This is a genomic window from Polaromonas sp. SP1 (assembly GCF_003711205.1).
GTDB lineage: Bacteria > Pseudomonadota > Gammaproteobacteria > Burkholderiales > Burkholderiaceae_C > Polaromonas.
The window spans coordinates 1580960-1607054 of the sequence record NZ_CP031013.1 but is presented as its reverse complement, the minus strand read 5'-3'; the positions used below and the strand labels follow the sequence as shown (position 1 = coordinate 1607054).

21 protein-coding genes are annotated in these 26095 nt (G+C 60.2%); 4 read left to right on the top strand and 17 right to left on the bottom strand.

Annotation, left to right across the window (positions count from 1 at the left end; genetic code table 11):
- Positions 1-156: 156 nt before the first annotated feature.
- From DT070_RS07670 to sucC, 12 genes are all read right to left on the bottom strand, one after another.
- Positions 157-984 carry a hypothetical protein gene (locus DT070_RS07670; RefSeq protein WP_153976254.1) on the bottom strand — a complete coding sequence of 276 codons (828 nt, stop codon included), beginning with the start codon at positions 982-984 and terminating at the stop codon, positions 157-159.
- Positions 981-2168 (bottom strand): glycosyltransferase family 2 protein, encoded by a 1188-nt coding sequence (locus tag DT070_RS07665; RefSeq protein WP_122954852.1) that lies wholly within the window; start codon positions 2166-2168, stop codon positions 981-983. Before DT070_RS07665 ends, DT070_RS07670 begins: the two co-directional genes overlap by 4 nt.
- 95 nt (positions 2169-2263) lie before the next feature.
- The gene (locus DT070_RS07660) at positions 2264-2740 is read right to left on the bottom strand and encodes a pilin (RefSeq protein WP_122954851.1); all 477 of its coding nucleotides are present in this window, start codon (positions 2738-2740) and stop codon (positions 2264-2266) included.
- Positions 2741-2888: 148 nt separating this feature from the next.
- A complete protein-coding gene (locus DT070_RS07655) occupies positions 2889-5294 on the bottom strand; it encodes a GspE/PulE family protein (protein ID WP_122954850.1) in 2406 nt (801 codons plus the stop codon).
- Positions 5291-6082: a 3',5'-cyclic-nucleotide phosphodiesterase gene (locus DT070_RS07650; RefSeq protein WP_122954849.1), complete on the bottom strand. Its 792-nt coding sequence runs from the start codon at positions 6080-6082 to the stop codon at positions 5291-5293. Before DT070_RS07650 ends, DT070_RS07655 begins: the two co-directional genes overlap by 4 nt.
- Positions 6083-6118: 36 nt before the next feature.
- Positions 6119-8368, bottom strand: coding sequence for a CHASE2 domain-containing protein (locus DT070_RS07645; protein ID WP_122954848.1), 2250 nt, complete (start codon positions 8366-8368; stop codon positions 6119-6121).
- Between the two features lie 62 nt (positions 8369-8430).
- A complete protein-coding gene (locus DT070_RS07640; protein ID WP_122954847.1) occupies positions 8431-9087 on the bottom strand; it encodes an FHA domain-containing protein in 657 nt (218 codons plus the stop codon).
- Between the two features lie 38 nt (positions 9088-9125).
- Positions 9126-9911 carry a Stp1/IreP family PP2C-type Ser/Thr phosphatase gene (locus DT070_RS07635; RefSeq protein ID WP_122954846.1) on the bottom strand — a complete coding sequence of 262 codons (786 nt, stop codon included), beginning with the start codon at positions 9909-9911 and terminating at the stop codon, positions 9126-9128.
- Positions 9912-9924: 13 nt separating this feature from the next.
- Positions 9925-12633 carry a CHASE2 domain-containing serine/threonine-protein kinase gene (locus DT070_RS21730; protein ID WP_304608921.1) on the bottom strand — a complete coding sequence of 903 codons (2709 nt, stop codon included), beginning with the start codon at positions 12631-12633 and terminating at the stop codon, positions 9925-9927.
- 342 nt (positions 12634-12975) lie between these two features.
- A complete protein-coding gene (locus DT070_RS07625) occupies positions 12976-13677 on the bottom strand; it encodes a TerC family protein (RefSeq protein ID WP_369973928.1) in 702 nt (233 codons plus the stop codon).
- A gap of 151 nt (positions 13678-13828) precedes the next feature.
- The gene (gene sucD / locus DT070_RS07620; RefSeq protein WP_122954844.1) at positions 13829-14722 is read right to left on the bottom strand and encodes a succinate--CoA ligase subunit alpha; all 894 of its coding nucleotides are present in this window, start codon (positions 14720-14722) and stop codon (positions 13829-13831) included.
- 19 nt (positions 14723-14741) lie between these two features.
- On the bottom strand, positions 14742-15902 hold the full coding sequence (gene sucC, locus DT070_RS07615) for an ADP-forming succinate--CoA ligase subunit beta (RefSeq protein ID WP_122954843.1): 1161 nt from the start codon (positions 15900-15902) through the stop codon (positions 14742-14744).
- 314 nt (positions 15903-16216) lie between these two features.
- Between sucC and argC the strand changes: the two genes are divergently transcribed.
- On the top strand, positions 16217-17128 hold the full coding sequence (argC, locus tag DT070_RS07610; RefSeq protein ID WP_122954842.1) for an N-acetyl-gamma-glutamyl-phosphate reductase: 912 nt from the start codon (positions 16217-16219) through the stop codon (positions 17126-17128).
- A 95-nt stretch (positions 17129-17223) separates the two neighbouring features.
- Here argC and recX read toward each other — a convergent pair whose 3' ends face one another.
- Together recX and recA are read right to left on the bottom strand one after the other, a co-directional pair.
- Entirely contained in the window at positions 17224-17715 is a 492-nt protein-coding gene (recX, locus tag DT070_RS07605; RefSeq protein ID WP_122954841.1) for a recombination regulator RecX, read from the bottom strand.
- Between the two features lie 92 nt (positions 17716-17807).
- On the bottom strand, positions 17808-18950 hold the full coding sequence (gene recA, locus DT070_RS07600) for a recombinase RecA (protein WP_122957313.1): 1143 nt from the start codon (positions 18948-18950) through the stop codon (positions 17808-17810).
- A 177-nt stretch (positions 18951-19127) separates the two neighbouring features.
- On the opposite strand from recA, the gene DT070_RS07595 reads away from it, so the two are divergent.
- The 3 genes from DT070_RS07595 (at position 19128) to DT070_RS07585 (ending at position 22075) form a co-directional block, all read left to right on the top strand.
- Positions 19128-19625, top strand: a complete 498-nt coding sequence (locus DT070_RS07595; RefSeq protein ID WP_122954840.1) for a MarR family winged helix-turn-helix transcriptional regulator — start codon at positions 19128-19130, stop codon at positions 19623-19625.
- A 108-nt stretch (positions 19626-19733) separates the two neighbouring features.
- Positions 19734-20408, top strand: a complete 675-nt coding sequence (locus tag DT070_RS07590) for a response regulator transcription factor (protein ID WP_122954839.1) — start codon at positions 19734-19736, stop codon at positions 20406-20408.
- A 209-nt stretch (positions 20409-20617) separates the two neighbouring features.
- Entirely contained in the window at positions 20618-22075 is a 1458-nt protein-coding gene (locus tag DT070_RS07585) for a sensor histidine kinase (protein WP_228778645.1), read from the top strand.
- A gap of 70 nt (positions 22076-22145) precedes the next feature.
- Here DT070_RS07585 and DT070_RS07580 read toward each other — a convergent pair whose 3' ends face one another.
- The 3 genes from DT070_RS07580 to DT070_RS07570 are packed head-to-tail and all read right to left on the bottom strand — an operon-like array spanning position 22146 to position 26088.
- The gene (locus DT070_RS07580; protein WP_122954837.1) at positions 22146-24638 is read right to left on the bottom strand and encodes an FAD-dependent oxidoreductase; all 2493 of its coding nucleotides are present in this window, start codon (positions 24636-24638) and stop codon (positions 22146-22148) included.
- Positions 24639-24671: 33 nt separating this feature from the next.
- The gene (locus DT070_RS07575) at positions 24672-25529 is read right to left on the bottom strand and encodes an EamA family transporter (RefSeq protein WP_122954836.1); all 858 of its coding nucleotides are present in this window, start codon (positions 25527-25529) and stop codon (positions 24672-24674) included.
- Positions 25519-26088 (bottom strand): phosphonate degradation HD-domain oxygenase, encoded by a 570-nt coding sequence (locus tag DT070_RS07570; protein ID WP_122954835.1) that lies wholly within the window; start codon positions 26086-26088, stop codon positions 25519-25521. The genes DT070_RS07575 and DT070_RS07570 overlap by 11 nt, the downstream gene beginning before the upstream one ends.
- Positions 26089-26095 lie beyond the last annotated feature (7 nt).

The following is a 26095-nucleotide window of genomic DNA, read 5'->3' as shown; positions in this document are numbered from 1 at the left end:
GCAAAACCCAGAGAAGTGCCAGTAGTCCGACCAGGAGGAGCACGAAAGCAAACCGAAAATCTGGCGCGATTACCTCAATGTAAACGCCCCCATCAGGTGCGGCCATTGCGATCGGTCGAAGCAGGGCATCGCGCCATGTGTCAGGCTCAAACCGAATCATGGCGCCCACCCGGTCATCGCACGCAACGACGCGAACAAGGGGTCGTAGAAAGGATAGATTGGATTGCCAAAGTGGGCCCAGAGTTGCGCCCCCCAATACCCATACACCAGCACGAACCCCACCAGCGTTGCCGTCCCACCAAGCATCGCATGGATAAGCCGTGTTCTTGCTCCACCACCAGCAGCCAATAGCCACAACACAGGCATGACCACCAATGCCAGCGGCCCATTGCTGAGCTTACAAGCCACAGCAGCGCCAGCACAACACCCAGATAAGACTACGATCCACTTGGGACTCAACCGGCTAACCCGGAGAGCCAAAGGCTCAAGCGCGAGAGCTATCGCCCATACCAGCGGTGCCGCAGCCATGAGATCGTTTGAGGTTGAGGTGAACTGAGGGAATACCACGCCTGTTGTGAGCGCCATACCCACTGCCAGCCAACGCATCCCAACGTCAAATACGGTTTGTCCTTGCATGCACGTCCGCGCCAACATCCAGATCGGAGGCACGATGATCAGGTGCAATGTGGCCAAAGTAACCCCGGCTGAGACGCCGGACCACCCGCTTACCGCCATCTTGTACACCGGCCAATACAAGTAAGGGAACTGATAGGACTGATAAGCAGCGGCCAAGAAATCTTGATCAAATCGTGGGGTTTCGGCGATCCATCCTAGATAGATATGATGATTCAGTGCATCCCAACTCAGGCCTATCGCCTCCTGCCCCAAGGGGATCGAAATGAAAACAATCCATGTCAGTAGGCATACTGCGGGTAATTCCCAGCGCAGTAGCGGAAGGGGCAGCTCGCGTTCCAGTAGCGTCACGGGCGAACCTGCCGATTGGGCGACAACCAGCAAAAGTGCAGGGCTCCAGCAAACAGCGCCGCAGTTGCCGCTTGCACGCCAAGTATCATTAAGGTGACGGCCGGAATGGCGCCACGCATGGTGCGAGATGGGTCCATGGCTCCGAAGCCAGCGTCCCGCCAGTCCAGCACCAATTCCACCGACCAAGCCAAACCCAAGGCACCCAAACCCACGCCCAGGACCAAGCCTGTTTCGAGTTTGAGGTAGGGCGCCCAACGCAACAACCAGCGCTGGGGCGGCACCACCCCGGACAGAACGCCCATCCATTTGGTCAATACAGCCAGCTGAACCATTTGCGCGCCCAGCACGGTCGCCGCAGCCATATACAGGAGAGAGTGGATATCCAGCCCAACTGTAACCAAGTCCAATGGCCCATGCAACAGCACAGCAAAACCAAGCAGACCGACCACTAACAATGCCAAGCCCGGATAAAGGAATAGCCAACGCGGGCAAAATAACAGCAGAAACCGCAGATGACGCCATCCATCACGCCAAGTACGCAGATGAGGTGGGCGACCACGCCCGTCAGGCCGCAAGGTGGTGGGGACCTCAGTAATACGTAGACCAGCCAGAGCAGCCTTGGCAACCATTTCGCTGGCGAACTCCATGCCGGGCGCAACCAACCCTAAACGCAGAATTGCCTGCCGCGAAAGTCCGCGCAGACCGCAATGGAAGTCGCCGATCTTGGCGCGAAAAAAGAGTCTCCCGACAAAGCTGAGCACCGGATTACCCAGATAGCGATGGAGAAATGGCATGGCCCCAGGGAGAATACCGCCACGAAAACGATTCCCCATCACAAGGTCTGCACCGGCCCGCAATTGCTCAAGAAAGCCCGAAAGATCGGAAAAATCGTAGCTGTCATCCGAATCTCCCATGACTACATAGCGACCCTGCGCACTGCAGATGCCGGCAATGAGAGCGGCACCATAACCCGGCTGAGCCACATGTATTACCCGGGCACCAGCGTCCATAGCAATTTGCTGGGAGCCGTCGCTTGAGCCATTGTCCGCAATCAAGATTTCGCCATGCACTCCGGCATCGGCAAGATAACGCTGCGCGCTCCGAATACAGCGCATTAAAGTCTGCGCTTCATTCAAACAGGGCATGAGCACCGTTAACTCAAACTGAGATTCCGTAGTTGTCATTGCGTCAAAGCCACCCTATCCATGCAAAAACGAACATTTCAAAAAAAAGAGCGGCAAAGCCGCTCTTTTGATAGCCGTGAAATCAGCCAAATAAATCAGGTACCGCGGCAAGAACCTGGCAAGAATTTTGCGGCGATGGTCGTGCCATCAGCAGGAAGACCGCAAATCCACTTATAGACCGTCCCGCCAGGTGCCACAGCGGCACCAGCAGCATCAGCCACCGGCTTCAAGGTCACCTTGCCACCGACAGCGTTGGCCGTATCGTTTTTAATGTTTTGGCTGGTCACCGTGATCAGTCCAGCATCAGTCGTCTCAATAGACGCAACATACTGAGATGTGGCACTCGCAGTTTCACAGCCCCAGTTGCCGGCAGTAGGCAACGTGGAGGAGGACTGGATCACTTCCGTGATCGAAGTGCGGCAGCCAGAAGCAGCCAAAATCACTTCAGAGTTCTTGGCACGAATGGTGTAGTCCTGATAAGCAGGCAGAGCCACTGCAGCCAAAATACCAATAATCGCCACAACGATCATCAATTCGATGAGGGTAAAACCCTTTTGCAAAGTACGCTTCATTAAAAACTCCTTGGTTAAAGAAAATTGCCCAGATACTCAGCAGATTCCATGCCATCTGATTTCACCTGCTTTTTCACGAGTTCTAAGTCCAAAAACGGGGCGGACCTTACTTTTTTTGCCTACGCCTTCAAATTGATCGACATTTTTGTCACTTGATGCACACCGAGCGGACCATCTTCAGATCGGTCATACCCATCAATACTTTTTCCATGCCATCCATCTTCAGCGTCCGCATGCCGCTGCCGACCGCGCTGGCAAACAGTTCCGCAACGCGAGCCCGCTCCTGAATTAACTTTTTCGCAGCGTCGTCAGCAATCATGAGCTCGTGAAGGCCCACCCGGCCTTTGTAGCCGGTTTTGCCGCATTTATCGCAGCCGACGGCCCTGTAAAGGGTTAGTTTTCCGTCTTTCCCATAGCGCTCCATCCAGTCGTCAAGGAGTTTTTGCGACTCCCCGCCTGCGTCAGCCTTCCAGGCTTCGGTATGACGCAGTTCTTCGGCGTACTCCCGGATGAAATCCTTGGTTTCCTGAGAGTTCGGGTGATAAGCCTCTTTGCAGTCGCACAATTTTTTGGCCAGGCGCTGCGCCAAAATACCCAAGAGTGCATCAGCGAAATTAAAGGGGTCCATGCCCATATCCAACAGCCGGGTGATAGATTCAGGCGCGGAGTTGGTGTGCAGGGTTGAAAACACCATGTGACCCGTCAGCGAAGCCTCAACGCCCATGGCCACGGTTTCCTTGTCGCGCGATTCGCCGACCATGATGATGTCCGGGTCGGCGCGCAGGAAGGCCCGCATGACCAACGCGAAGTCGATCCCGGCTTTGCGGTTGATCTGGACCTGGCGCAAGCCTTTTTGCGTGATTTCCACCGGATCCTCAGCCGTCCATATCTTGGTATCCGGCGTGTTGAGGAATTTCAGGATCGAATGCAGCGTCGTGGTTTTGCCTGAGCCCGTCGGGCCGCATACATAAAAGAGGCCATAAGGCTTGGAGACGGTTTTCTCCAACCGCTCCTTGTTGTGCGCTGTGAGCCCGAGTTTTTCAAGCGGAATAGGTTCACCCGCAGCCAGAATCCGCATGACCACATCTTCCACGCCGCCGGCAGAGGGGATCGTGGCCACACGAAGTTCGATATCAAGCGGGCCGTATTTCTTGAATTTGATTTTTCCGTCTTGCGGTTTGCGTTTCTCGGAAATATCCAGATCGCACATGATTTTGAGCCGGGTGACCATGGCCTGCCGAAACTGCGCCGGCACTTCAATATAGGGCTGCAGGGTTCCGTCAATACGAAACCGGATGCCCGTCTTGGCCTTGCCGGGCATGGGCTCGATGTGGATGTCGGACACTTTCTGGTTGTAAGCGTCAATGATGACTTTGTTGACAAACTTGACCAGCTCATTGTCTGCGGCTGCGGACTCCAGCGAAGAGTCGTCAATGGCGTCGCCTTCAAGCGGAGAATCCATGTCCGCCAGCAGCTGATCGATAGAACTGCTGTCGGCGCCGGCTCCGAACAGTTGACCGAGCGTCTCTTCAAATTCGGTCTGTGTGGTGACGCGGTAGGCGAACTTCGTGATGCGAGGGAAAACCTGCGGAACAACCCGGGCGCCCCGAACGGCCTCAGGATCCACGCACATGATCACGAGCCCTTCCGGGCCATCCTCCAACGGCATCCAGCCCTGCTGTTCAATGAAGTCCCGTTTGAGCGGGCCATGCAGCATTTCCGAGCGAATCCGCCCGGAATTGAATGCCTCATATCCCACACCGAAGAACTTGGCCAGCGATTGACCAATCTGGGCCGGGCGAATGTGAAAGCTGCCCATCAAAATATGTTCGACAGACTTGCCCTCTTCCCGGGCTTGCTGGATGCACTGCTGAAGCTCATCCTGCGACAGCACGCCTTCGGCCACAAGCCCGTCATATTTGGTGGCCTTGCGGCGCTGGACGTCATCCGTTTTCTGCATGCGCTGACGTATGGCAATGCCAAGCGTCTTGCAGAGTTGGCGTGCGCCGTCCTCTTCCAGCTTCCCGAAAGGTTGGTCACTGCGGTTATTAATAACCTGCAGGACCCCATACAAGGTGTCTCCGTCCATCACAGGCGCAACCAGCATCTGCTTGGTTCTATACCCTGACCGCTTGTCGACTTCCTGGAGAAAGCTCAGGGCCGGATGAATTTTCTTCAGGGCGTCAACGTCGTAGACATCCGCAATGTTGACCATTTGGCGCGCCATTGCCACATACCCGGCGATGCTTTGCGCGCTGATAGGAAGTTTCAAGTCGCGGCTTGTATTGAGGCCGGTCTTTACTTTAGAGATGATGGAGCTGCGATCCTCATTAACAGCGTACAAAGTCAACCTGTCCGCATTGAAGAGCTTGCAGATATCCTGGCTCGCCTCCAGCATGATCTGGTCAATATTTTCGGTTTCGTGAATCCGGTTGGTGACCAGCTGCAGCTGCCGGAAATACAAAGCTTCAAATGTGACGCCTCGTTCTTGAGGAGGGAGCATTTGCGAGTCAAAAAACTCGTCCTCAGGATCTCGTTGCAGTACGGCGCTCATAGTTCAAACTCCTGGCCAGCCCTTAGCCATCGAATGTCATGCGTCACGTTAGGACCAAACGGACGCGTTTGGTCAAACCGCTGTATCTCGGCCATGATCAGGTCGGTTTCGGCAGGCTTGGTATGGGTGATGTAGATGGGGTAATTTTTTCCTCGCTCAATGCAATCAAGTTCATTGGCGAGTGCATGGGGCGAAAGGTGCAAGCTGCGTTTGGCGAGGTCGCGCTCACGGTTGCTGAATGCGGTTTCAATCACCAGCATGGCAACATTCATCTGGTTGATGCGAGCCCACAACGCGGGATTTTGTTCGGTATCGCCGGTGAATACCCAGCACCCTTTACCGGTGGCTACGGCGTAGCCCGCAGCCGGGACAGTATGAACTGCAGGCAGCACCTCGACATGCTTACCGGCCAGTAACAGTTTTTGTCCCACCTCAAGTGGATGAAAACTGATAAACGGCGCCGCCGGGGTAGGGATTCTCGAAAAGTCAGGCCAGATGGTATTGTTGAAGATGTGCGCCTTCAGCGCATCGATCGTGCCTTGCAAGGCATGTATTTGAATCGGGGAAGTCCGCCGCGCGGCAATTGCATCCACCATCAGGGGAAGGGCCGCCACATGGTCCAGATGCGAATGCGTCAACAGCACATGATCAACACCCGCCATTTCATCCAGCGTGAGATCGCCGACGCCCGTTCCAGCGTCAACCAGCAGGTCATGGTCCAGTAAAAAAGACGTGGTCCGGCAGTCCTTGGCGATGGCTCCCGAGCAGCCTAGTACACGTACTTTCATGAGGTTTTCCGGTTGGCCTTGAGTTGGGTCTTTGTATTATTTGGTCTCAAAATTGGTTGCACCATCCCACTCCGGATCAAACGGCAACAACCTCATGGAGGCTACACGTTCCGCATACAGCCGGTAAAGGAACTTTTTGCCATTTAGTCGCTGCAAATTGAGCAATTGCACGTCGCACTGGTCCCAGTCCTGGGCGCGGTAGGCTTTCAGCGCCACGCCCCAGGTTTTCAGCTCGGAGACATTGTCTTTGTCGATTCGGTCCGCCGGCGCCAGCGGCCAAAAAATGGCTACTGCCTGATCTTTGCCCTTCACGCGGACTTTGTCCAGTTCTTGCCACGCAAAATCATTGGCCAATTTGCGGGTGGACTCGCTGACCACAATATCCACTCCGTAGCTTTTGGACAGCCCCTCCAGGCGCGAACCCAGGTTCACGGCATCCCCAATCACCGTATAACTGCGCCGGATGTCCGATCCCATGTCCCCTACGCACATGGTGCCGGTGTTCAGGCCGATCCCTATGCCGATCTCGGGTAAACCCTTGGCCTTGTGCTCTTCGTTGATTCTGCGAATAGCGTTCGACATCTCGAGAGCCGTCTTTACGGCCAGTGCGGCATGGTCGGAGGTATCGACCGGCGCCCCCCAAAACGCCATGACGCAGTCGCCCATGTATTTGTCGATCGTGCCGCGATTTCCACGTATCAGATCGGTGAGGCGGCTGAACACGCTGTTGAGCAGTGCCTGCAGCTGTGTCGGCTCCATCGTCTCCGACATCTTGGTGAAACCGCGCATATCGCAGAACATGACGGTCAACTCTTTGGTGGTTGCCTTCATGCTGTAGCTGTCGGGGTCTTTCACCATCTCGTCAACCAGTTCGGGCGGTACATAGGTTCCGAAGAGATTGGCCAACTCACGTTTGGAGCGGCTTTCCACGAAGTACCCGTAACTCATGTTCAGCGCAAATGCCGTCAGCCCCATCACCAGGGCGCTCGCCAAAGGCAGCACCAGACCATAGCCGGAATACAACCAGAAATTAAGCCCGGCTATCGCACCAATCACCGCAAGGCTGACAACAACCGCCCGGGAAGCCGAAAGCAGTGGCAATGCAAATGCGAGCGTTAAACCTGAAAAAAGCAGAATGACAATCTCAAACCCAACGGCATAGTCAGGTTTGACGAATACCTTGCCATCCAGAAAGCCCGAGATCACATTGGCATGCGTTTCTACGCCGGGGTATGTCTCTCCCACCGGCGTAACCCGCAAATCGAGCAAACCCGGCGCAGTGGTACCCACCAGCACAATCTTGTCTTTAAGGGCACCTGGTTGAAGGCGCTTTGCCAGCACATCCGCCGCAGAAATGTAACGAAAAGATCCACCCGTGGCACCGCCATTACCCCGAAAAGGCACCAAAGTGGCGACCCGGTCATCCACAGGGATTGCCAGGGTTTTGCTGCCCTGTTTGAGAAGTATGCTTTCAAGCCCCTGGTAGTTGCGTGTCAGGAATTTTTCGGGGGGGAAGCCAGGCTCGACCTTGGGCAGGCCGGCAAGCATGCGAAACATTGCGAGCGCCAGTGATTCATAGTACTGCCCCTTGTACTCGGCCAGTAGCGGTATGGAGCGCACCACACCATCGCCTTCAGTAATGGAATTGAAAAACCCGCCCAAGGGAGCGGCTTTCGCCAGCAACTCGATGTTGGCGCCGTATCCATTCCAGCTGGTGAACTTGATGGGGCGGCCTCCAAGGGCATCGCGACCCATGACCGGAGCGGGTAAAACGCCATTGACGCGCCCATCCCTGTCACTGGTGAAGTAATAGCCCATCACGACCGGGCGCTTCTCGATCGCCTTGGCAAAAACTGCGTCGTAATCCAGGCTGGCCTGCAGCTGGTTGAGCTTTTCCGAAAAACCCGGCTGGTCTTTCAACTCTGCCTGCGCCAGTTGCTTGAGCCGCTTCAGGCCCGAGCTTTCGTCGGCCTCCGCAAACACCACGTCAAAGCCCAACAATGCCGTCTTCTGGCGGTCCTGCAATTCCTCGACCAGCTCTGCCAGCCGGTTGCGCGGCCAAGGCCAGCGCCCTATCTCAGCCAGACTTTTTTCGTCGATATCAACAATGACGATCCGGTCATCCAGCGTCTGCGGCATGGTCGCCCGAAGGCGTGCATCGTAGATGATGTCGTCCAGCCTTTGCAGGACGCCGATACGCAGAATGCCGCTGGCGTGCATCAACGCAAACACCAGCGGAATCAGCGTGACGGCTATGCGAGGCCAGTGCCGGGAGAGGAGTCTCATGAGACCTCGGATGTAAGGTGCTTGCGGTCCGCGTTATGCCGAGGCCCGGTCAGGCACCCAGGTCAATGTTGGACGAACTGCATCTGCGTTCCGGCCAGCTCAAGCATGTCGCCATTTTTCAAGACAACGGGCTCGGCCCCAATCGGCGCGCCGTTCAGGGTCGGTTTACCGGCCCCTTCGACATGAGCAACAACAAAACCCTGAGGCCGCTTGGTGATCGCCGCAACCGCGACACCCGGTTTGCCGATGGTAGTAACCACCTTGACCAGCGCCACTTCGCGGCCGGCTGCAGCGCCGGACATGACCTTGATAGCCGCGCTGAGATTGGCGCCCGCTTCCGCAGGCGCTGCCGGCGATCCGGCAGGGGCTGGGGCCACAAGCCCGGCAGAACCAGCCTTGATCACCATGGTTTTCTCAAACCCCGCGACGGCAGCTTCATTGACGTACTTGATTTTGTACTTGCCAATTTCAACGGTGTCGCTGTTTTGCAGCAGGAGCTTCTTGACGGCCTTGCCGTTGACGTATGTCCCGTTTGTACTGTTGAGATCCTCAAGATAGACCTCATTGCCAGACATTTGCAGGACAGCGTGCTCCCCGCTGACAGCAAGGTTGTCAATGACGATATCGTTGTAAGGCCTGCGGCCCAGGGACGTCCTGTCCTTCGTTAACTGGACTTCCTTGATCACAACGCCGTCAATAGAGACGATCATCTTCGGCATGGCCGACTCCTGTCTGTTTTAATGTTTCAGTCACCGCGCTATTTTCCCAGCATTCTGGACAAAAGGCCGCGCTTGGCCGAGTCTTCTTTGGCGTGGGACAGCAATACGGAAATATTATCGCGTCCGCCGCCCTCGTTGGCCGCCGCAATCAATTGCCTGGATTTCTGCTCGAGCGTCCCTGCTCCTGCAAGGATCGCCGCGATGCCAGCGTCCGGCACCATGTCCGAGAGCCCGTCCGAGCACATCAGATAAAGATCGCCCGCTTCCACCCGGTGCTCATTGACCTCAACCAGAACCGTATCCTCCACACCCAGAGCACGTGTCACCAGGTTCTTGTTCAAGGAGGTCAAGGCCTGCTCAGGAGTGATCAATCCGGCGTCAATCTGCTCCTGGAGCAAAGAGTGGTCTTTGGTAATTTGCTGGAACTCCTGGCCGCGCAAACGATAGCACCGTGAATCGCCAATGTGTCCCAGCATCAGGCGCCCATCCTGAAAAACGCCCACTACCAGGGTGGTTCCCATGCCTGTGTACTGAGGGTTTGAATTGGCGGCATTAAAAATCGAGTGGTTGGCGTTTTCCACGCAGATTTCCAGGGCGCGGCGCACTTCCTTGGCATTGGCATGCCTGCCGGCCTGGGAAAGCCAGCGCCCCATTTCCGACTTGATAAAAGCCGCGGCCATACCGCTTGCAATTTCACCTGCGTTATAGCCGCCCATGCCATCGGCCAGGATGCAAAGCCGTGTCACAGGATCGAAGGCAACTGCATCCTCATTGTTGTCCCGCGTTAACCCTGGGTCGGTGTGTGTACAAATCTCGTAGATCATCTTGTTCGTGTTATCACTGGGTGTCTGTATCGGCAACAGGGGGTTTGGAGACGATGGTTTTGTCGAACGTCTGCGCTCCCTCTGTTTTCAGGACCTGGGTCGCATCATAGGCCCTGGGCTCCGGCGCCTGTCCCGCGGCAGCCTGGACCACTGTGGTATCAAACCGGGCCGCAGCAGCAACCACCGGAGCGGCATAGGAAGATGCCGTGGCGCCCGCTCCCAGCCCGGCGATGACGTCACGCAAATCGGCGGCAAACCGGTCACCATCCTGATAGCGTGATTCCGGCTGCTTGGCCAGCGAAAGCGCAACGACTTCAGCCAGCCGTGCAGGCAATTCCTTGCGGATGATCCGGATATCTGGCGCTTCTTCATTCGCGATTTTGTACATCAATTCGGCCATGGAGTCGCCCCGGAAAGGCAACACGCCCGCCAGCATCTGGAACAACATGACGCCCAGCGAGTACAGGTCCGAACGCCCGTCGACTTTTTTACCGGCAATCTGCTCGGGCGACATGAAGCTGGGTGTACCCAGTACGAGGCCCGTCTTGGTTTTGCTCGAATCCGTAATGCGGGCGATGCCGAAATCGGTCACCTTTACCGTATCACTGTCGATCTCATACATGATGTTGGCCGGCTTGATGTCCCGGTGCACCACGTTCTGCTTGTGCGCATAGGCCAGGGCTTCCGCCACCCGGGCAACGATGGACAACACCTTGGGTACGGGCAGCAGGCTGCCGTCTTTGGTGACGTCGGCCAGGTCCTTGCCCTTGAGGAATTCCATGGCGATGTACGCCAGGTCGTGCTCTTCACCCGCGTCGAAGATGGTCACGATGTTCTGGTGCTGCAACCGGCCGGCCGTTTCAGCCTCACGGAAGAAGCGTTCACGCGCGTCGTCGAGCTCCTCGCCTTCGAACTCCTGGCTCAGGGCCATGGTCTTGATGGCCACAACGCGGCCAATCTTGGGATCCTTGCCAAGGTAAACCACGCCCATGGCACCCTTGCCAAGCTCTTTTTCAACCTGGTAGCGGCCCAGCATCGGCTTCTCGACAGCGCCTCCGTCAAGCAGCATGGTGCCGCCGGGGTGGGACCCGCCGCCGCCCAGAATGACGGTTTCAGAGAGGTTCTTCGCGCGGTTGAGCTTGGACTGCAAGTCCTTGTGGTTTTTGTTGTAGGTGGCCATGTATTCGTACACGGCCTGGGCTTTGTTGAACTGGCGCTTGCGCTCGAAATCGAGCGCAAGGTTGTTCATGTTGTCCATCAGGGCATCGGTGAAAGGTACGCGCCGGAAACGGTCGAAAGCCATGTCAAGTTGGCCCTGGCCTTGCAGCGCCAAGCCCATCATGCGGTTGGTTTCGGCTGACTCCTCGTCCGACTTGAGCTTGCCCGCTTCGGTCATCAGGAAACGCTTGGTGGTCAATGCCAGGTGCCCGATCACCAAAAGTGCCGCAGGAAAGACAAACTTGAGCCAGGTTGCGGAGGCCGACAGCAGACCGAACTCAATCACCAGCAGCAGCACAAACAGCACCAGCGTGACGATGGCAGCCTTACCCGCCGAAAGCCTGGGCAATCCGGCAATTAAATAACCGGCCACCAGCAACAACACGCCTAGCGTGGCCCAAACACCCCATCCCGGCTGCACGATGAAATGCTCGCTCAGGATGCTGGACGTGATGTGCGCAATGGTCTCTGCGGGCGAAAGCCCCGGGCCCGCAGGCGTCGGGAACTGGGTGCCAACGCCCGCGGCGGTGGCGCCGATGATCACAATCTTGTCGGCGTATTTACTGGCCGGAATCTTGCCGGAAATCACGTCGTAAAACGAATCCACTGCAAAGGCAGGGCGGCCGTCCTTGCCCTTGTAGAACTGCGGAAGCATCAGGGCCGACTCGTCGGTTTTGACCATCAGCTTGCCGATCTGTACAGATTCGCCGACGTTGAGCTTGATGTCCGCGGGCCCGAGATTCAGGCTCCTGGCCGCAGCCAGCAAGCTCATGGAAGGCACGGCCTTGCCGTAATAGTTGATCAGCAGGGGTTCTTGACGCACCGCGCCATCCACATCGGGCAACTGGTTGAGGTGGGCGATGCCCGCCGCCGCTGCGCCAATCAGTTCGATGGGCTGCTGTCCACGTATTGCCGGGAGGGAGAAGCCGTTGGGTTCGTCCACGGCACTTTTCAAGGCATACGCCGGCAGCGGGTTGTCTGGCCGGCCCTGCGGCACACCGAGCGAAAAAACCGAAGGTACCAGAACATTGCCCGCTTTGGTCATGCTGGCTGCGAGCTTGGCATCGGTATCCAGGGCAACTTCGGCCTCGGCAATCACTTTGCCAAGCTGCTCGGGTAAGCCGCCCTGGGGGGGCGCCGCCGGATCCGCAACCGGACCGAGCGCCTCTTTGATTTTGCGGATAAACACCAGCCCGCGGTCTGTCTGAGGCTCAAAGAAAAAGGCGGTATGCGCAATCGTTTTGGCTTTGGCAGCCGACAGCTGGTCAATCAGCTGCGCATGCACGTCGCGAGGCCAGGGCCAGCGCCCAATATTGGCAATACTTTGGTCGTCGATCGCGATGATGGCGATGCGATCCGAAGGCTGGCGTGAGGTGCTTGTACTGGCGAAGTCGTAGTAACGGCGCTCCAGGGTGCCGAAAAAGTCCGTCAAGCCGTGCAGGAAAAGGACGGCCAGAACGACGAGAACGCCAACAAACCAGTCGGCCCGCCAGAACTGACTCAACTTTCTAGATGATTTGGCCACTTCCCGTCCCTTGTCCTGATTCGCTGTACATCGCTTTGGCTGCTTTTTTAATTGCTTTGTATTACCCGTCGCTCAAGGCTGCCATTACGGGCGCCAAGCTGCACCCGCCACTGTTTCGGCAGGTTACAAGTCTCCTGACAATGGACATTAACAGACGGGATGCGCCTGGACAAGCGACTTTTGCATGACGGCCGCGCCGACTGTTGCAAATACGTGGTTTTCAGCCGACACGCAGCAATCGTGCGGAAAAGGGCCTGGATACGGGCGAAGGGCTCGCCCGTTACCCCCGTTCATTGCGACGGGGGATTAAGCCGGTAAGCTTCAGGCGGAGCTTGCTTCTTTTTGCTGCCGTTTGGCCATGTAAGTGCCAAGCGCCACCACCAGCACGGCGCCCAGAATGCCGCCAGCGGTGACGGCGTGCTCGTTGATGGCGCCGAACTGGGCCGTCACTGCGGGATCGGTCAGCAGCATTTCACCCGCCAGGAAGCCCAGCAGCGCCGCGCCGATGGTAATGATGATGGGGAAGCGCTCCATCACCTTGGTCAGCAGGGTGGCGCCGAAAACAATCAGAGGAATGCTCACCACCAGGCCCAGGACCAGCAGGGGCAGGTTGCCCTTGGCGGCGGCGGCCACGGCCAGCACGTTGTCCAGGCTCATCACGAGGTCGGCCACCAGGATAGTGCGAATCGCGGCCGCCATGCCGTTGATTTCCTTGCCGTGTTCATCACCTTCCTCTTCGCCCTTGAGCAGGTCCACGCCGATATAGACCAGCAGCACTGCGCCTATGATTTTCAGGTAAGGCAGGGTCAGCAACTGGATGGCCACAATGGTCAGCACAATCCGCATCACGATCGCGGCGGCGCTGCCCCAGAAAATCGCTTTGGCTTGCTGTTCGGGTTTGAGCGTTCGCGCGGCCATGGCGATCACCACGGCGTTGTCGCCCGACAGGACGATGTTGGCGATCATGATGGAGCCGAAAGCGCTCCAGAAGAGGGGGGACGCGAGGTCCAGTCCGAAAAACATGTGTGGCTCCTGTTATGAATGAAAAAAAGCGCCGGAAAGCGCTTTTTTGTTTTTTGGAGAGTCTAAGCCGCAACGCAGCTACCGCGATCGGTATTACTGCGTATTTGCTTGATCGAGGTCAAGTTTGCTGAAAGTCGCTTTGCGCAGCGCCTTACAGCAGGTTCTTGAGCAGCTTGGCCATTTCAGAAGGGTTGCGCGTCACGGTGAAACCGCAGGCTTCCATGATGGCCAGTTTGGCATCCGCCGTGTCGGCGCCGCCGGAAATCAGCGCGCCGGCATGGCCCATGCGCTTGCCGGCCGGAGCCGTCACGCCGGCGATGAAACCGACGATAGGCTTTTTCATGTTGGCCTTGCACCACTGGGCCGCTTCGGCTTCGTCGGGGCCGCCGATTTCGCCGATCATGATGACCGCGTCGGTGTCCGGGTCGTCATTGAAAGCCTTCATGACGTCAATGTGTTTCAGGCCGTTGATCGGGTCGCCGCCGATGCCGACGGCACTGGACTGGCCCAGGCCGATTTCGGTCAGTTGCGCCACGGCTTCATACGTCAGCGTGCCGGAGCGGCTGACCACGCCGATACGGCCCTTGCGGTGGATGTGGCCGGGCATGATGCCGATCTTGATCTCGTCGGGGGTGATGAGACCGGGGCAGTTGGGGCCCAGCAGCAGGGTTTTCTTGCCGCCGGCGGCTTCCTTGGCCTTCATGCGGTTGCGCACTTCGAGCATGTCCCGCACGGGGATGCCTTCGGTAATGCAGATCGCCAGGTCCAGGTTGGCTTCAACAGCCTCCCAGATGGCGGCAGCGGCGCCTGCGGGCGGCACGTAGATGACGGACACGGTCGCGCCGGTTGCCTTGGCGGCTTCGGTCACGTTCGCAAAAATCGGGATGCCTTCGAAGTCTTCGCCGGCTTTCTTGGGGTTCACGCCGGCCACAAAGGCTTCTTTGCCGTTCGCGTAGTCGCGGCACATGCGGGTATGGAACTGGCCGGTCTTGCCCGTGATGCCCTGGGTAATGACTTTGGTGTTTTTGTTGATGTAGATCGACATGTTTGTGTGCTCCTGGGGCTTACTTGACGGCGGCCACGATTTTGGTCGCAGCTTCGGCCATGGTGTCTGCGGCAATGATGGGCAGACCGGAGTCCGCCAGCATTTTTTTGCCCAGGTCTTCGTTGGTGCCCTTCATGCGCACGACCAGCGGAACCGACAGGTTCACGGCCTTGCAGGCGGTGATCACGCCGTCGGCGATGGTGTCGCACTTCATGATGCCGCCGAAGATGTTGACCAGGATGCCTTTGACATCGGGGTTCTTCAGCATGATCTTGAAGGCTTCGGTGACTTTTTCAGCCGTCGCGCCGCCGCCCACGTCCAGGAAGTTGGCCGGCTCGCCGCCGAACAGCTTGATGGTGTCCATGGTCGCCATGGCCAGGCCTGCGCCGTTGACCAGGCAGCCGATGTTGCCGTCCAGGCTGATGTAGGCCAGGTCGAACTTGCTGGCTTCGACTTCGGCCGGGTCTTCTTCGTCCAGGTCGCGGTAGGCGACGATTTCGGGGTGGCGGAACAGCGCGTTGGCATCGAAGTTGAACTTCGCGTCCAGGGCCATGACTTCGCCCTTGCTGTTGCGGTTCAGCGGGTTGATTTCAACCAGCGAAGCGTCGGTCTCCATGTAGCACTTGTAGAGCTTTTGCAGGATGTCGACGGTTTGCGCCACGGAGTCGGCAGGCATGCCGATGCCGGCGGCAACTTCTTTTGCCTGGGCGTCCGTCATGCCGACCAGCGGATCGACAAACACCTTGATGATTTTTTCAGGGTTGGAATGGGCCACTTCCTCGATGTCCATGCCGCCTTCGCTGGAGGCGATGAAAGCCACCTTTTGCGACTCGCGGTCGGTCACGGCCGAGACGTAGTATTCCTTCTGGATGTCGGCGCCGTCTTCAATATAGAGGCGGCGGACTTTCTGGCCTTCAGGGCCGGTCTGGTGCGTCTTGAGCTGCATGCCGAGGATTTCGCCGGCAATGCGCTTGACGTCGTCAATGGTTTTGGCAACTTTCACACCGCCGCCCTTGCCGCGGCCGCCCGCGTGGATCTGGGCCTTGACCACCCACACCGGGCCGCCAAGCTTCTGGGCGGCTTCGACCGCTTCCTGCACCGTGAATGCCGGGATGCCGCGCGGCACAGGCACACCAAAATTGCGCAAGATTTCCTTGCCCTGGTACTCGTGAATTTTCATGAAAAGCCTTCAGAATTCAGTAAAAGAGGGGGGTGCAACAGGGATTTGGGCGGGGCGATGGGGTGTCGGATAGAGGCCACACCGGCCCAAAAAACCACGTCGGCGGTCACTGCACGCAGCAACGCAGAACTGTATCATGGTGCGACGCACAACTCTTGTGCCGGCCTGACAACCCCAAATGGCGCGTAAACGGCCTGAAATCGGGCCTTGCAAGGCTTTTTGGGGGTGCCTTTTTCGCGTTGGGCGGCCCTGGCTTTGCCTTATTTGCGTATTTCGTTTTTGTTGTTCTTTTGTTGTCCGATCTGGAAGTTTTCATGCCCAAAGTTTTTATTGACGGAGAAGCCGGCACCACGGGCCTGCAGATCCGCGAGCGGCTGCAAGCCATGCCGCAAATCGAGCTGGTCAGCATCGCGCCGGAGCTGCGCAAGGATGCGGCCGCCAAGCGCGCGCTGATGGCGCAGGTGGACATGGTGATCCTGTGCCTGCACGACGACGCAGCCCGCGAATCGGTCGCCATGATCGACTCGCTGACCGGCAAAAAACCCAAGATCATCGACGCCTCGACCGCCCACCGCACCGTGGCGGGCTGGGTTTACGGCTTCCCTGAGTTGACCCCATCGCAGCGCGCCGCCGTGGCCGCTGCCGACCGCGTCGGCAACCCCGGCTGCTACGCCACCGGCGCGATTGCGCTGATCCGCCCGCTGGTCGATGCCGGCGTGATCCCGGCCGATTTCCCCCTGAGCCTTCCGGCGGTGAGCGGTTACTCCGGCGGCGGGCGGCAGATGATCGAGGATTACGAGGCCGGCACCGCGCCGCTGTTTGAGTTGTACGGCCTGGGCCTGAAGCACAAGCATCTGCCCGAAATCATGAAATACACGGGCCTCACACGCCGCCCGGTGTTTATTCCTTCCGTCGGCAACTTCAAGCAAGGCATGCTGGTGCAGCTGCCTTTGCACCTGGATTTGCTGCCCGGCAAACCGACCGGTGCGCAGTTGCAGGACGTGCTGGCCAAACACTACGCCGGCAGCGAATGGGTGACGGTGGAGCCCGCGGGCGACTCCGGCAAGCTGGACGCGCTGGCGCTGAACGACACCAACAAGATGGAACTGCGCGTGTTCGCCAACGAAGAGCATCGCCACGCGGTGCTGGTGGCACGGCTGGACAACCTGGGCAAGGGCGCGTCAGGCGCTGCGGTGCAAAACCTGAAGTTGATGCTCGGGCTGTAAAGCCTTGCATTTGCTATTAATTTAATAGCTGTTTGCGCATGTAGCGATTGGGCTAGAGCCCTTTTTTCCTTAAACGACAGAGCCTGCGGGCGCCGTCAATCTTCGTCTGTCTGGGACACCACGCGGCGGATCACATCACCGCCAAAACCGCGCGCCGCCAGAAACCGCATCTGCTTGGCTCGCCCAGCCGCGTCGGGCGCCGGCCCGTCGAACTTCCTGCGCCAGATGTCCCTGGCGCGTTCCACTTCGCTGCCTTTGAGGCTGGCCACCGCCCCGGCCACCCGTTCCGCGCTCAGGCCTTTGGTCAGCAGCTCATGCTTGATGCGCGCGGCGCCAAAACGCCCGGCGCGCCGGTTGATGACCGACTCGACCACCCGCGCCTCGCTGATGAAGTCCTTGGCCTCCAGGTCATCGAGCACCTTCGCCAACTGCCCCGGGGTTTCTTCATGCGGGGCCAGCTTGCGCTCCAGCTCGGCGCGTGAATGTTCGCGTGCGGCCAGGTAGCGCAACGCGCGGCCCTTCAGCGAAAGGCCAAAACCCGCTCGTCGAGCGGGTTTGGCTGGCTTGTGATCTACCGGATTTTCCATGGCTAACAGGTCGAGCCCAACATGCTTGCTATCTTTTTAATAGCTAACAGCGCATGCTCCAACTGGGCTAGAGCCTTATTTGGCATTCAAAATCAGGCGGCAGCCTTGGCGGGCTTTTCAGCCTTTTCGGCTTTGTCGGCCTTGGCCGGCTTTTCGGCTGGGGCGTCAACGCCGCCGGCAACCTGCACCAGAGGGATGCCGAGCGATTCACGCACCTTGTTTTCGATCTCGATGGCGAGTTCGGGGTTTTCTTTCAGGAACTCACGCGAGTTGTCGCGGCCCTGTCCGATTTTTTCGCCGTTGAAGGCATACCAGGCGCCGGCCTTTTCGACGATGTGGCCGGCCACACCCAAATCGAGCACCTCGCCCAGCCGGCTGATGCCCTCGCCGTAGAGGATGTCGAACTCCGCCGTCTTGAACGGCGACGCCACCTTGTTCTTGACCACCTTGACCCGGGTTTCGTTGCCGATGACTTCTTCGCCCTTCTTGATGGAGCCGATGCGGCGGATATCGAGGCGCACAGAGGCGTAGAACTTCAGCGCATTGCCGCCGGTGGTGGTTTCGGGCGAGCCGAACATCACGCCGATCTTCATGCGGATCTGGTTGATGAAGATGACCATGCAGTTGGCCTTCTTGATGGTGGCGGTGAGCTTGCGCAGCGCCTGGCTCATCAGGCGGGCCTGCAGGCCGGGCAGCGAGTCGCCCATTTCACCTTCGAGCTCGGCCTTGGGCGTGAGCGCCGCCACCGAGTCGACCACGATCAGGTCGACCGCGCCGGAGCGGGTCAGCGAGTCAACGATTTCAAGCGCCTGCTCGCCGGTGTCGGGCTGGCTGATCAGCAGGTCTTGCAGGTTGACGCCCAGCTTTTGCGCGTACTGGATGTCCAGGGCGTGCTCGGCATCGACGAAGGCGCAGGTGCCACCCAGTTTTTGCATTTCGGCGATGACCTGCAGGGTCAGCGTGGTTTTGCCGGACGACTCAGGGCCGTAGATTTCAACCACACGGCCGCGTGGCAGGCCGCCGACGCCCAGGGCGATGTCCAGGCCCAGGGAGCCGGTGGAAACGACCTGGATGTCCTCGATCACCTCGCCATCGCCCAGCTTCATGATGGTGCCTTTGCCGAACTGCTTTTCGATCTGGGCCAGGGCGGCTTGCAGGGCCTTGGCCTTTTCGGTGTTCAGGGCCGCAGTCTGTACAGGGTTTTGGGCGGGGTTCAGTTTGCTGGTCAGTTCCATGAAAAACTCCTTGAAAATCAATGATGTAAAACTTGTTGCCTTCATTTCCAGTCTCTGCTTTTATTCACAGCGCTGGATGCATGACCAGTACTTTATGGGCGCTATAAAAATAAGTAAACCCTATTTTTAGTCAGTTTGCCTGATCAATTGGGATACCATTGTTTGATGGCAGAAACCATGGATTCCCCGCTTCTTTCCAGCCCCTTTGGCGCCACCGAAGCCGGCTGGCGGCAAACCCACCTGGGCCGCCTGATGGGCCACGCCCTGCGCCGCTTCGACGAGCGTGTGCTGTCGCTGATGGCCAGCAGCATCGAGGTGCCGCTGGCGCTCTCCAACCTCGCGGCACGCGACCAGGTCGGCGCCGCGCACATCCACATCACGCGCCACCTGGCCGTGGGCGGCTCGCGCCTGACCGACCTCGCGCAAAGCGCCGGCATGAGCAAACAGGCCATGGGCGATCTGGTCGACCAGTGCGAAGCCTGGGGCCTGGTGACGCGCCAGCCCGACCCGCATGACAAACGCGCCCGCCAGGTGGTGTTCACCGGGTCGGGGCTACTGTGGCTGGAAGCCTTTCACCAGGCGGTGCGGCAGGCCGAAGACGAATTCCGCCAGGCAGTGGGGCAGGATGTGGCGACGGTGGTGGCATTGGGGCTGGAAGCGTACGCAGGTGCCTGACCACATCGCCGTGTCAGCAAACTTGCTGCTGCAAAAGCCTAGAATTTGTCTTAGAACACCAAACCGCCCCCGTAGGCCTGAAACAGGGGCTGATATCTGGAGACAACCATGCGCATTCTGATAGCCGAAGACGACCAGGTTTTGGCCGATGGCCTTTTGCGTACGCTGCGCGCCTCGGGCGCCGCGGCCGACCACGTGGCCAGCGGCACCGAAGCCGACGCCGCGCTGCTCACCAACACCGAATTCGACCTGCTGATCCTGGACCTGGGCCTGCCGCGCATGCACGGGCTGGAAGTGCTCAAGCGCCTGCGCGCGCGCGGCTCGTCCATGCCGGTACTGATCCTCACCGCCGCCGACAGCGTGGAAGAGCGCGTCAAGGGCCTGGACTACGGCGCCGACGATTACATGGCCAAGCCGTTTTCGCTGCAGGAGCTGGAAGCCCGCGTGCGCGCGCTGATACGCCGCGGCATGGGCGGCGCCAGCAGCACCATCAAACACGGCCCGCTGGTGTACGACCAGGCCGGCCGCGTGGCCACCATCGACGGCCAGATGCTGGAGCTGTCGGCGCGCGAGCTCGGTTTGCTCGAAGTGCTGCTGCAGCGCGCCGGCCGCCTTGTCAGCAAGGACCAGCTGGTCGAGCGCCTGTGTGAATGGGGCGAAGAGGTCAGCAACAACGCGATCGAGGTGTACATACACCGCTTGCGCAAGAAGATTGAAAAGGGGCCGGTGCGGATCGCGACGGTTCGCGGGCTGGGCTATTGCCTTGAAAAAATCCCTGGGTAGAGATGGAGCCCCCACGGTCGCTCACTTCGTGTAGCTCCCTGCCCCCCGGGGGGGCCGCCCCGCCTGCGGCCCGGCAAAGCCGGTTCCGCGGCTCCTGCTGGCTTAAAGAGAACGCTCAGTGGGTGAGCGTTCTCTTGGCTTCCTGATCTGTGGCCTTAAGACTTTTCCAACGCGAACGCCGAAGCCTCTTCGGCGAAATCCTCGACTGGATGCTCACGCCGCTGCTGCTGCTGTGGCCGATCAGCCTGGCCTTGACCTGGCTGGTGGCGCAGAACATCGCCGGCAAGCCGTTTGACCGCGCGCTCGAGTACAACGTGCAGGCGCTGGCCAAGCTGGTGGTGGTCAAAAACAACCAGGTGCAGTTCAACCTGACGGCGCCGGCGCGCGAGATCCTGCGTGCCGACGACACCGACCTCGTTTATTACCAGGTGATGGGCACGCACGGCGAGCACCTGAGCGGCGAGCACGACCTGCCGGCGCCGCCCGACGAGGACAAACCCACCAACGGCGAGGTGCGGCTGCGCGAAGACATCATCCAGGGCGAAGACGTGCGGGTGGCCTACACCTGGCTCAAGGTGGATGTCAAAGCCGCCGCGCCCGCGCCCAGGCCCGCCACAACGCGCGGCGACAAGGGCAACGCCGCACCGGAGGCCGCGCCCAGCCAGATGGTGCTGGTGCAAGTGGCCGAGACGCTGGAAAAGCGCAAGACGCTGGCCACCGAAATCGTCAAGGGCACGATGGTGCCGCAGTTCGTCACACTGCCGCTGGCGGTGCTGTTGGTGTGGCTGGCGCTGGTGCGCGGCATCAAGCCGCTGGCCCAGCTTGAAAAGCGCATCCGCGCGCGCAAGTCCGACGACATGAGCCCGCTCGACGAAACCGCGGTGCCGGAAGAAGTCGCGCCGCTGGTGTCCTCCATCAACGACCTGCTGAGCCGGCTCAAGGTGTCGCTGACGACGCAAAAACGCTTCCTGGCCGATGCGGCCCACCAGCTCAAGACGCCGCTGGCGGGCCTGCGCATGCAAGCCGACCTGGCGCAGCGCGAGACCGACGCCGACGAGCTGAAAAAGTCGCTCAAGCACATCGGCCGCGCCAGCATTCGCGCCACGCACACCGTCAACCAGCTGCTGGCGCTGGCACGCGCCGAAACCACCGGCCGCAGCCTGGCCAAACAGCACATCGACCTGGTGCATGTGGTGTCCGAAGTGATGGCCGACTCGGTGCCGCGCGCACTGGAAAAGCAGATCGACCTGGGTTATGACGGCCCTGAAGCCGGCGACCAGGCCACGCAGCTGGAAGGCAACGCGACGCTGCTCAAGGAGCTGGTGCGCAACCTGCTGGACAACGCCATCAACTACACGCCTGAAAAAGGCCAGGTCACGCTGCGGCTGATGACGGACCGCTTCAGCGGCGTGCTGGTGCTGTTGGTCGAAGACTCGGGCCCGGGCATTCTTGAGTCGGAGCGCGAGCTGGTGTTCCAGCCGTTTTACCGCACGCTGGGCACCAACGTCGACGGCTCTGGCCTGGGCCTGGCGATCGTGCTGGAGATCGCCAAGCAGCACGGCGCGACCATCACGATTGAAGACGCCGCGCTGGCCGGGCATCCGCAGACGCCGGGCACGCGCGTGACCGTGCGTTTTGTCGGCATGGACCTGCCCGACGGGCAGTAGCCAAATTCAAGCAAAAAATGCCTGCAGCCCAGTCGCCGTCTTGGCTGTTAGCTATCAAAACAATAGCAAATCAGGGTTTGGCCGGCGGCCACCTGTCGTAAAGCTTCACGCCCACGCGCTCGCCCCACAGCTCGATGTCTGCCGGCGTTCCAGCGTGCGGGTGGTTGGCGCTGTGGCCGCGCACATAGCCCAGCGCCACGCAGGCGCCGGCCAGCGGGCTCCAGCCGACCGACGAGATTTCGCCCACCGTTTGCCCACCCAGCACAATCGCCTCGCCGCCCCAGGCAAACGCTTCGGGCGTGTCGAACACGAGCGTGACCAGCTTCTTGCGCAGCGCCAGCCCCTGTGAGTTGAGCAGCGCGGCCTTGCCGATAAAGTCGGCCGGCTTGTCCAGCTTGACGCTGAAGGCCAGCCCGGCCTCCCACGGCGTTTCGTCGGGGCCAAGCTCAGCGCCCCAGGCGCGGCGGCCCTGCTCGATGCGCAATGCATCCAGCGCGTAGTAGCCCGCGTCGCGAATGCCCAGCGCCTTGCCGGCCTCCATCAGCGCCAGGTAAACATGGCGCGCCATTTCAATCGGTGTGTAGAGCTCAAAGCCCGGCCCGCCCACGTAGCTCATGCGGGCGGCGCGCACGCGGGCAAAGCCCACGTCGATCTCTTTCGTCCATGAAAACTTCAGCGCCTCGGGCGACAAATCATCCGGGCTGACCAGCGCCAGCAGCTCGCGCGCTTTCGGCCCCATCACCGACAGCACCGAATACATCGCCGACACGTCGGTCAGCATCGCGTGCTCGGCTTCGCCGATGTGCCGCGTGATCCAGTCGAAGTCGCGCACGGTTTGTGCGGAGCCGGTGATGATGAGGAAGCGGTACGCCGGCGCCGGGCCGCCCCAAGCCGGCGGCGCCCCCTCGGGGGGCAGGGCGAAGCCCGTGGGGGCCATGTCTTCTTGGCGCATGACAGTGAGGTCGCTTTCAAAACCGCCGCGCTCGTTGAGCATGGCGGTATAGACCATCTTGCCAGCGGGTACGTCCATCTCGTTGGCGCACAGGCGCTGCAGCACGGCCAGCGCATCGCGGCCTTGCAGCAGGTACTTGGAGAAGGAGGTCTGGTCATACAGCGCCACCGCTTCGCGCGTGGCCTTCTGCTCTTCGATCATCCACGGCAGCCAGCCCGGCGCGCCCAAGGTGTACGCCGGTCTGGCCTGTCCGTTGGGTTTGAAATAGCTCGCCCGCTCCCACCCATTTTTGCTGCCAAACTCCGCGCCCTTCGCGGCCAGGATGTCATACAGCGGCGAAGTCCGCAGCGGCCGCGCTGTCTCCAGCTCCTGCCGCGGCCAGCGCATGGCGTAGTGCAGGCCCAGCGTCTCGCCGGTGCGTTCGGCCAGCGCCTTGCGGTTACCCGTGAAGCTGCCGAAGCGGCGAATATCGACGTCCCACAAATCGGTGCTGGGCTCACCGCCCACAATCCATTCGGCCATGAGGCGGCCCGCACCGCCGCTGTTGGCGATGCCGGCTGAATTGAAACCGGCACAGACGAAATAGTTGCGCAGCTCGGGCGCTTCGCCCAGGATGAAGTTGCCGTCGGGCGTGAAGCTTTCCGGGCCGTTGAGCAGCATCTTGACTTCGGCCGTCTCCAGGCAGGGCGTGCGGTGCATCGCCGCAGTCATCAGCGGTTCAAACTGGTCCCAGTCTTCGTCCAGCAGCTCGAACTGGAAGGTCGAAGGAATCGGATCCATCTTCCAGGGCTTGGCCTGGGGCTCAAAGCCGCCCATCACCAGGCCGCCGACTTCTTCCTTGTAGTAGATGTAGCCGTCCGGGTCGCGCATCACCGGCAGCATGGGATGCACGCCGGGGATCTTGCCGGTGACGATGTAGAAATGCTCGGCCGAGTACAGCGGCACATTCACGCCCGCCAGCTTGCCGAACTGCCGCGCCCACTGGCCGGCGCAATTGACGACCACTTCGCAGCGCACATCGCCCTGCGCCGTCTTCACGCCGACGGCCTTGCCGTTTTTGATGATGACGCCCGTCACCTCAATGCCTTCGGCCATCTTCACGCCGCGGTTGCGCGCGCCCTTGGCCAGCGACATGCACAAGTCGGCCGGGTTGGCCTTGCCGTCGCCCGGCAGCCAGATCGCGCCCTGCAAATCGTCGGTGCGCATGATGGGGTATTTGTCGCCGGCTTCCTGCGGCGAGATTTCATGGCACTCCACACCAAAGCTGTTGGCCATGGCCACCTGCTTTTTGAGCACCTTCATGCGCTCGGGCGTGCGCGCCACGTTGACGCTGCCGCATTGCTTCCATCCGGTGGCCAGGCCCGTCTCGGCCTCGAGCGACGCATACAGCTCAATGCCGTACTTGCTCATCTGCGTCATGTTGCGGTTGGGCCGCATCTGGCCGACCAGGCCGGCCGCATGCCAGGTGGTGCCGCTGGTGAGCTTGCCCTGCTCGAGCAGCAACACGTCGGTCTTGCCCATCTTGGCCAGGTGGTAGGCGACGGAACAACCGGCGATGCCGCCGCCGACGATCACGATTTCTGCATGACTGGGAAGCGTCGTGGTGGTCATGGCGTATGCCTCACAGAAGATTGGAAGTTTTGATCAAGCTAGGCGTATAGCCATGACACCACCGACGATGGCGCACGTGCCGACAAACCGGCGCACAGTGAAGGCTTCTTTCAGCAGCCAGCAGCCGATCAGCACCGCAAACAGCACCGAGGTTTCGCGCAGCGCCGCCACCGTGGCGACCGGCGCGCGTGTCATGGCCCAGAGGGCAATGCCGTAAGAGCCCAGCGAGGCCAGCGCGCCGCCGGTTGCGACCGGCCAGCGATGTTTGGCGTAGTCCGCCATGGCGCGTCCGCGCCGCGCCAGCATCAGCAGGCCGAAGGGCCAGCCGTCAAGCAAAAACAAAGTGGCGACGTATTGCAGTGCATTGCCGGAAGCCCGCACGCCCAGCGCATCAACGACGGTGTACACCGCGATGATGACGGCGTTGGCGAGTGCGAAGCCGACCGCCTTGCGCGCGTGCAGCGCGTGGCGGCTCAGGCCCAGCACCAGCACACCGCTGCAGATGCCCAGGATGCCGGCCCAGGCCAGCGGGCTCAGGGTTTCGCCCAGCGTCAAGGTGGCCGACAGCGCCACCAGCAGCGGCGCCACGCCGCGCATCAGCGGGTAAGTCAAGCCCAGGTCACCGTGTTTGTAGGCTTGCGTGGTGGCGATGTAGTAGCCGATGTGGATCAACACGGATGCGCCGATGAAGGGCCAGGCCTCAATACGCGGCAGGCCCACCAGCAGCACCAGCGGCACTGCCAGCACCGAGCCGATGAGGTGGATAACCGCCATGTCCAGGGACTTGTCGGTGCTGGACTTGACCAGTGCGTTCCAGCCGGCATGCAGCAGCGCGCCGAACAACACGGCGCACAGCACCGGCCAGGTCAGGGCCAGGATTTCAGGCGGCAAGCGACGGCCTTGCGGCGGGCAGGGCGCAACGCCGCGCCCGCGCCAGGAAGTGCGACAGCGGCGGCGTAACCTTGTCCGCGTCTTTGGCCAGGTCGTCCCACAGGCGCAGCTTCACCGCATCTTCAGCGCCGGGCTGGGCGATGAAACGCGCGGCCTCTTCGGCCGTAAAGATGCCGCCCTGCAGCAGCAGGCTGCGTTTGGAATCGGCCGACAGGCTGGAGTGGTAGCCGCGCCGCGCCGCGCACAGGTAGCGCTTGGCGTCGACATGCAGCTTGATCGCGTCCAGCACCTCATCGGTGAACAGGCCGCGCAGGAAAGGCAGTGCGCGGTATTGATGCACATCGTCCACGCCGCGCAGCGAAGGCGTCTCGCCCAGATCGTGCAGCAGGTGGCCGAGGTCATGCAGCAAGGCGGCGGTGACCAGCGCGTCGCTCGCGCCTTCGGCCTCGCCCAGCGCCGCGGTTTGCAATGCGTGCTGCAGCTGGGTCACAGGCTCGCCGCTGTACTGTTCGCCGCCGCGTTCTTGAAAGAGGTGTTCGATGTCGTCAAAGCTCAGCACGTGAATT

Excerpts from the sequence above, each read along its gene's own strand:
- DT070_RS07665 (WP_122954852.1), bottom strand. The coding sequence starts at position 2,168 with ATGACAACTACGGAATCTCAGTTTGAGTTAACGGTGCTCATGCCCTGT.
- DT070_RS07660 (WP_122954851.1), bottom strand. The coding sequence starts at position 2,740 with ATGAAGCGTACTTTGCAAAAGGGTTTTACCCTCATCGAATTGATGATC.
- DT070_RS07655 (WP_122954850.1), bottom strand. The coding sequence starts at position 5,294 with ATGAGCGCCGTACTGCAACGAGATCCTGAGGACGAGTTTTTTGACTCG.
- DT070_RS07650 (WP_122954849.1), bottom strand. The coding sequence starts at position 6,082 with ATGAAAGTACGTGTACTAGGCTGCTCGGGAGCCATCGCCAAGGACTGC.
- DT070_RS07645 (WP_122954848.1), bottom strand. The coding sequence starts at position 8,368 with ATGAGACTCCTCTCCCGGCACTGGCCTCGCATAGCCGTCACGCTGATT.
- DT070_RS07640 (WP_122954847.1), bottom strand. The coding sequence starts at position 9,087 with ATGCCGAAGATGATCGTCTCTATTGACGGCGTTGTGATCAAGGAAGTC.
- DT070_RS07635 (WP_122954846.1), bottom strand. The coding sequence starts at position 9,911 with ATGATCTACGAGATTTGTACACACACCGACCCAGGGTTAACGCGGGAC.
- DT070_RS07625 (WP_369973928.1), bottom strand. The coding sequence starts at position 13,677 with ATGTTTTTCGGACTGGACCTCGCGTCCCCCCTCTTCTGGAGCGCTTTC.
- sucD (WP_122954844.1), bottom strand. The coding sequence starts at position 14,722 with ATGTCGATCTACATCAACAAAAACACCAAAGTCATTACCCAGGGCATC.
- sucC (WP_122954843.1), bottom strand. The coding sequence starts at position 15,902 with ATGAAAATTCACGAGTACCAGGGCAAGGAAATCTTGCGCAATTTTGGT.
- argC (WP_122954842.1), top strand. The coding sequence starts at position 16,217 with ATGCCCAAAGTTTTTATTGACGGAGAAGCCGGCACCACGGGCCTGCAG.
- recX (WP_122954841.1), bottom strand. The coding sequence starts at position 17,715 with ATGGAAAATCCGGTAGATCACAAGCCAGCCAAACCCGCTCGACGAGCG.
- recA (WP_122957313.1), bottom strand. The coding sequence starts at position 18,950 with ATGGAACTGACCAGCAAACTGAACCCCGCCCAAAACCCTGTACAGACT.
- DT070_RS07595 (WP_122954840.1), top strand. The coding sequence starts at position 19,128 with ATGGATTCCCCGCTTCTTTCCAGCCCCTTTGGCGCCACCGAAGCCGGC.
- DT070_RS07590 (WP_122954839.1), top strand. The coding sequence starts at position 19,734 with ATGCGCATTCTGATAGCCGAAGACGACCAGGTTTTGGCCGATGGCCTT.
- DT070_RS07585 (WP_228778645.1), top strand. The coding sequence starts at position 20,618 with ATGCTCACGCCGCTGCTGCTGCTGTGGCCGATCAGCCTGGCCTTGACC.
- DT070_RS07580 (WP_122954837.1), bottom strand. The coding sequence starts at position 24,638 with ATGACCACCACGACGCTTCCCAGTCATGCAGAAATCGTGATCGTCGGC.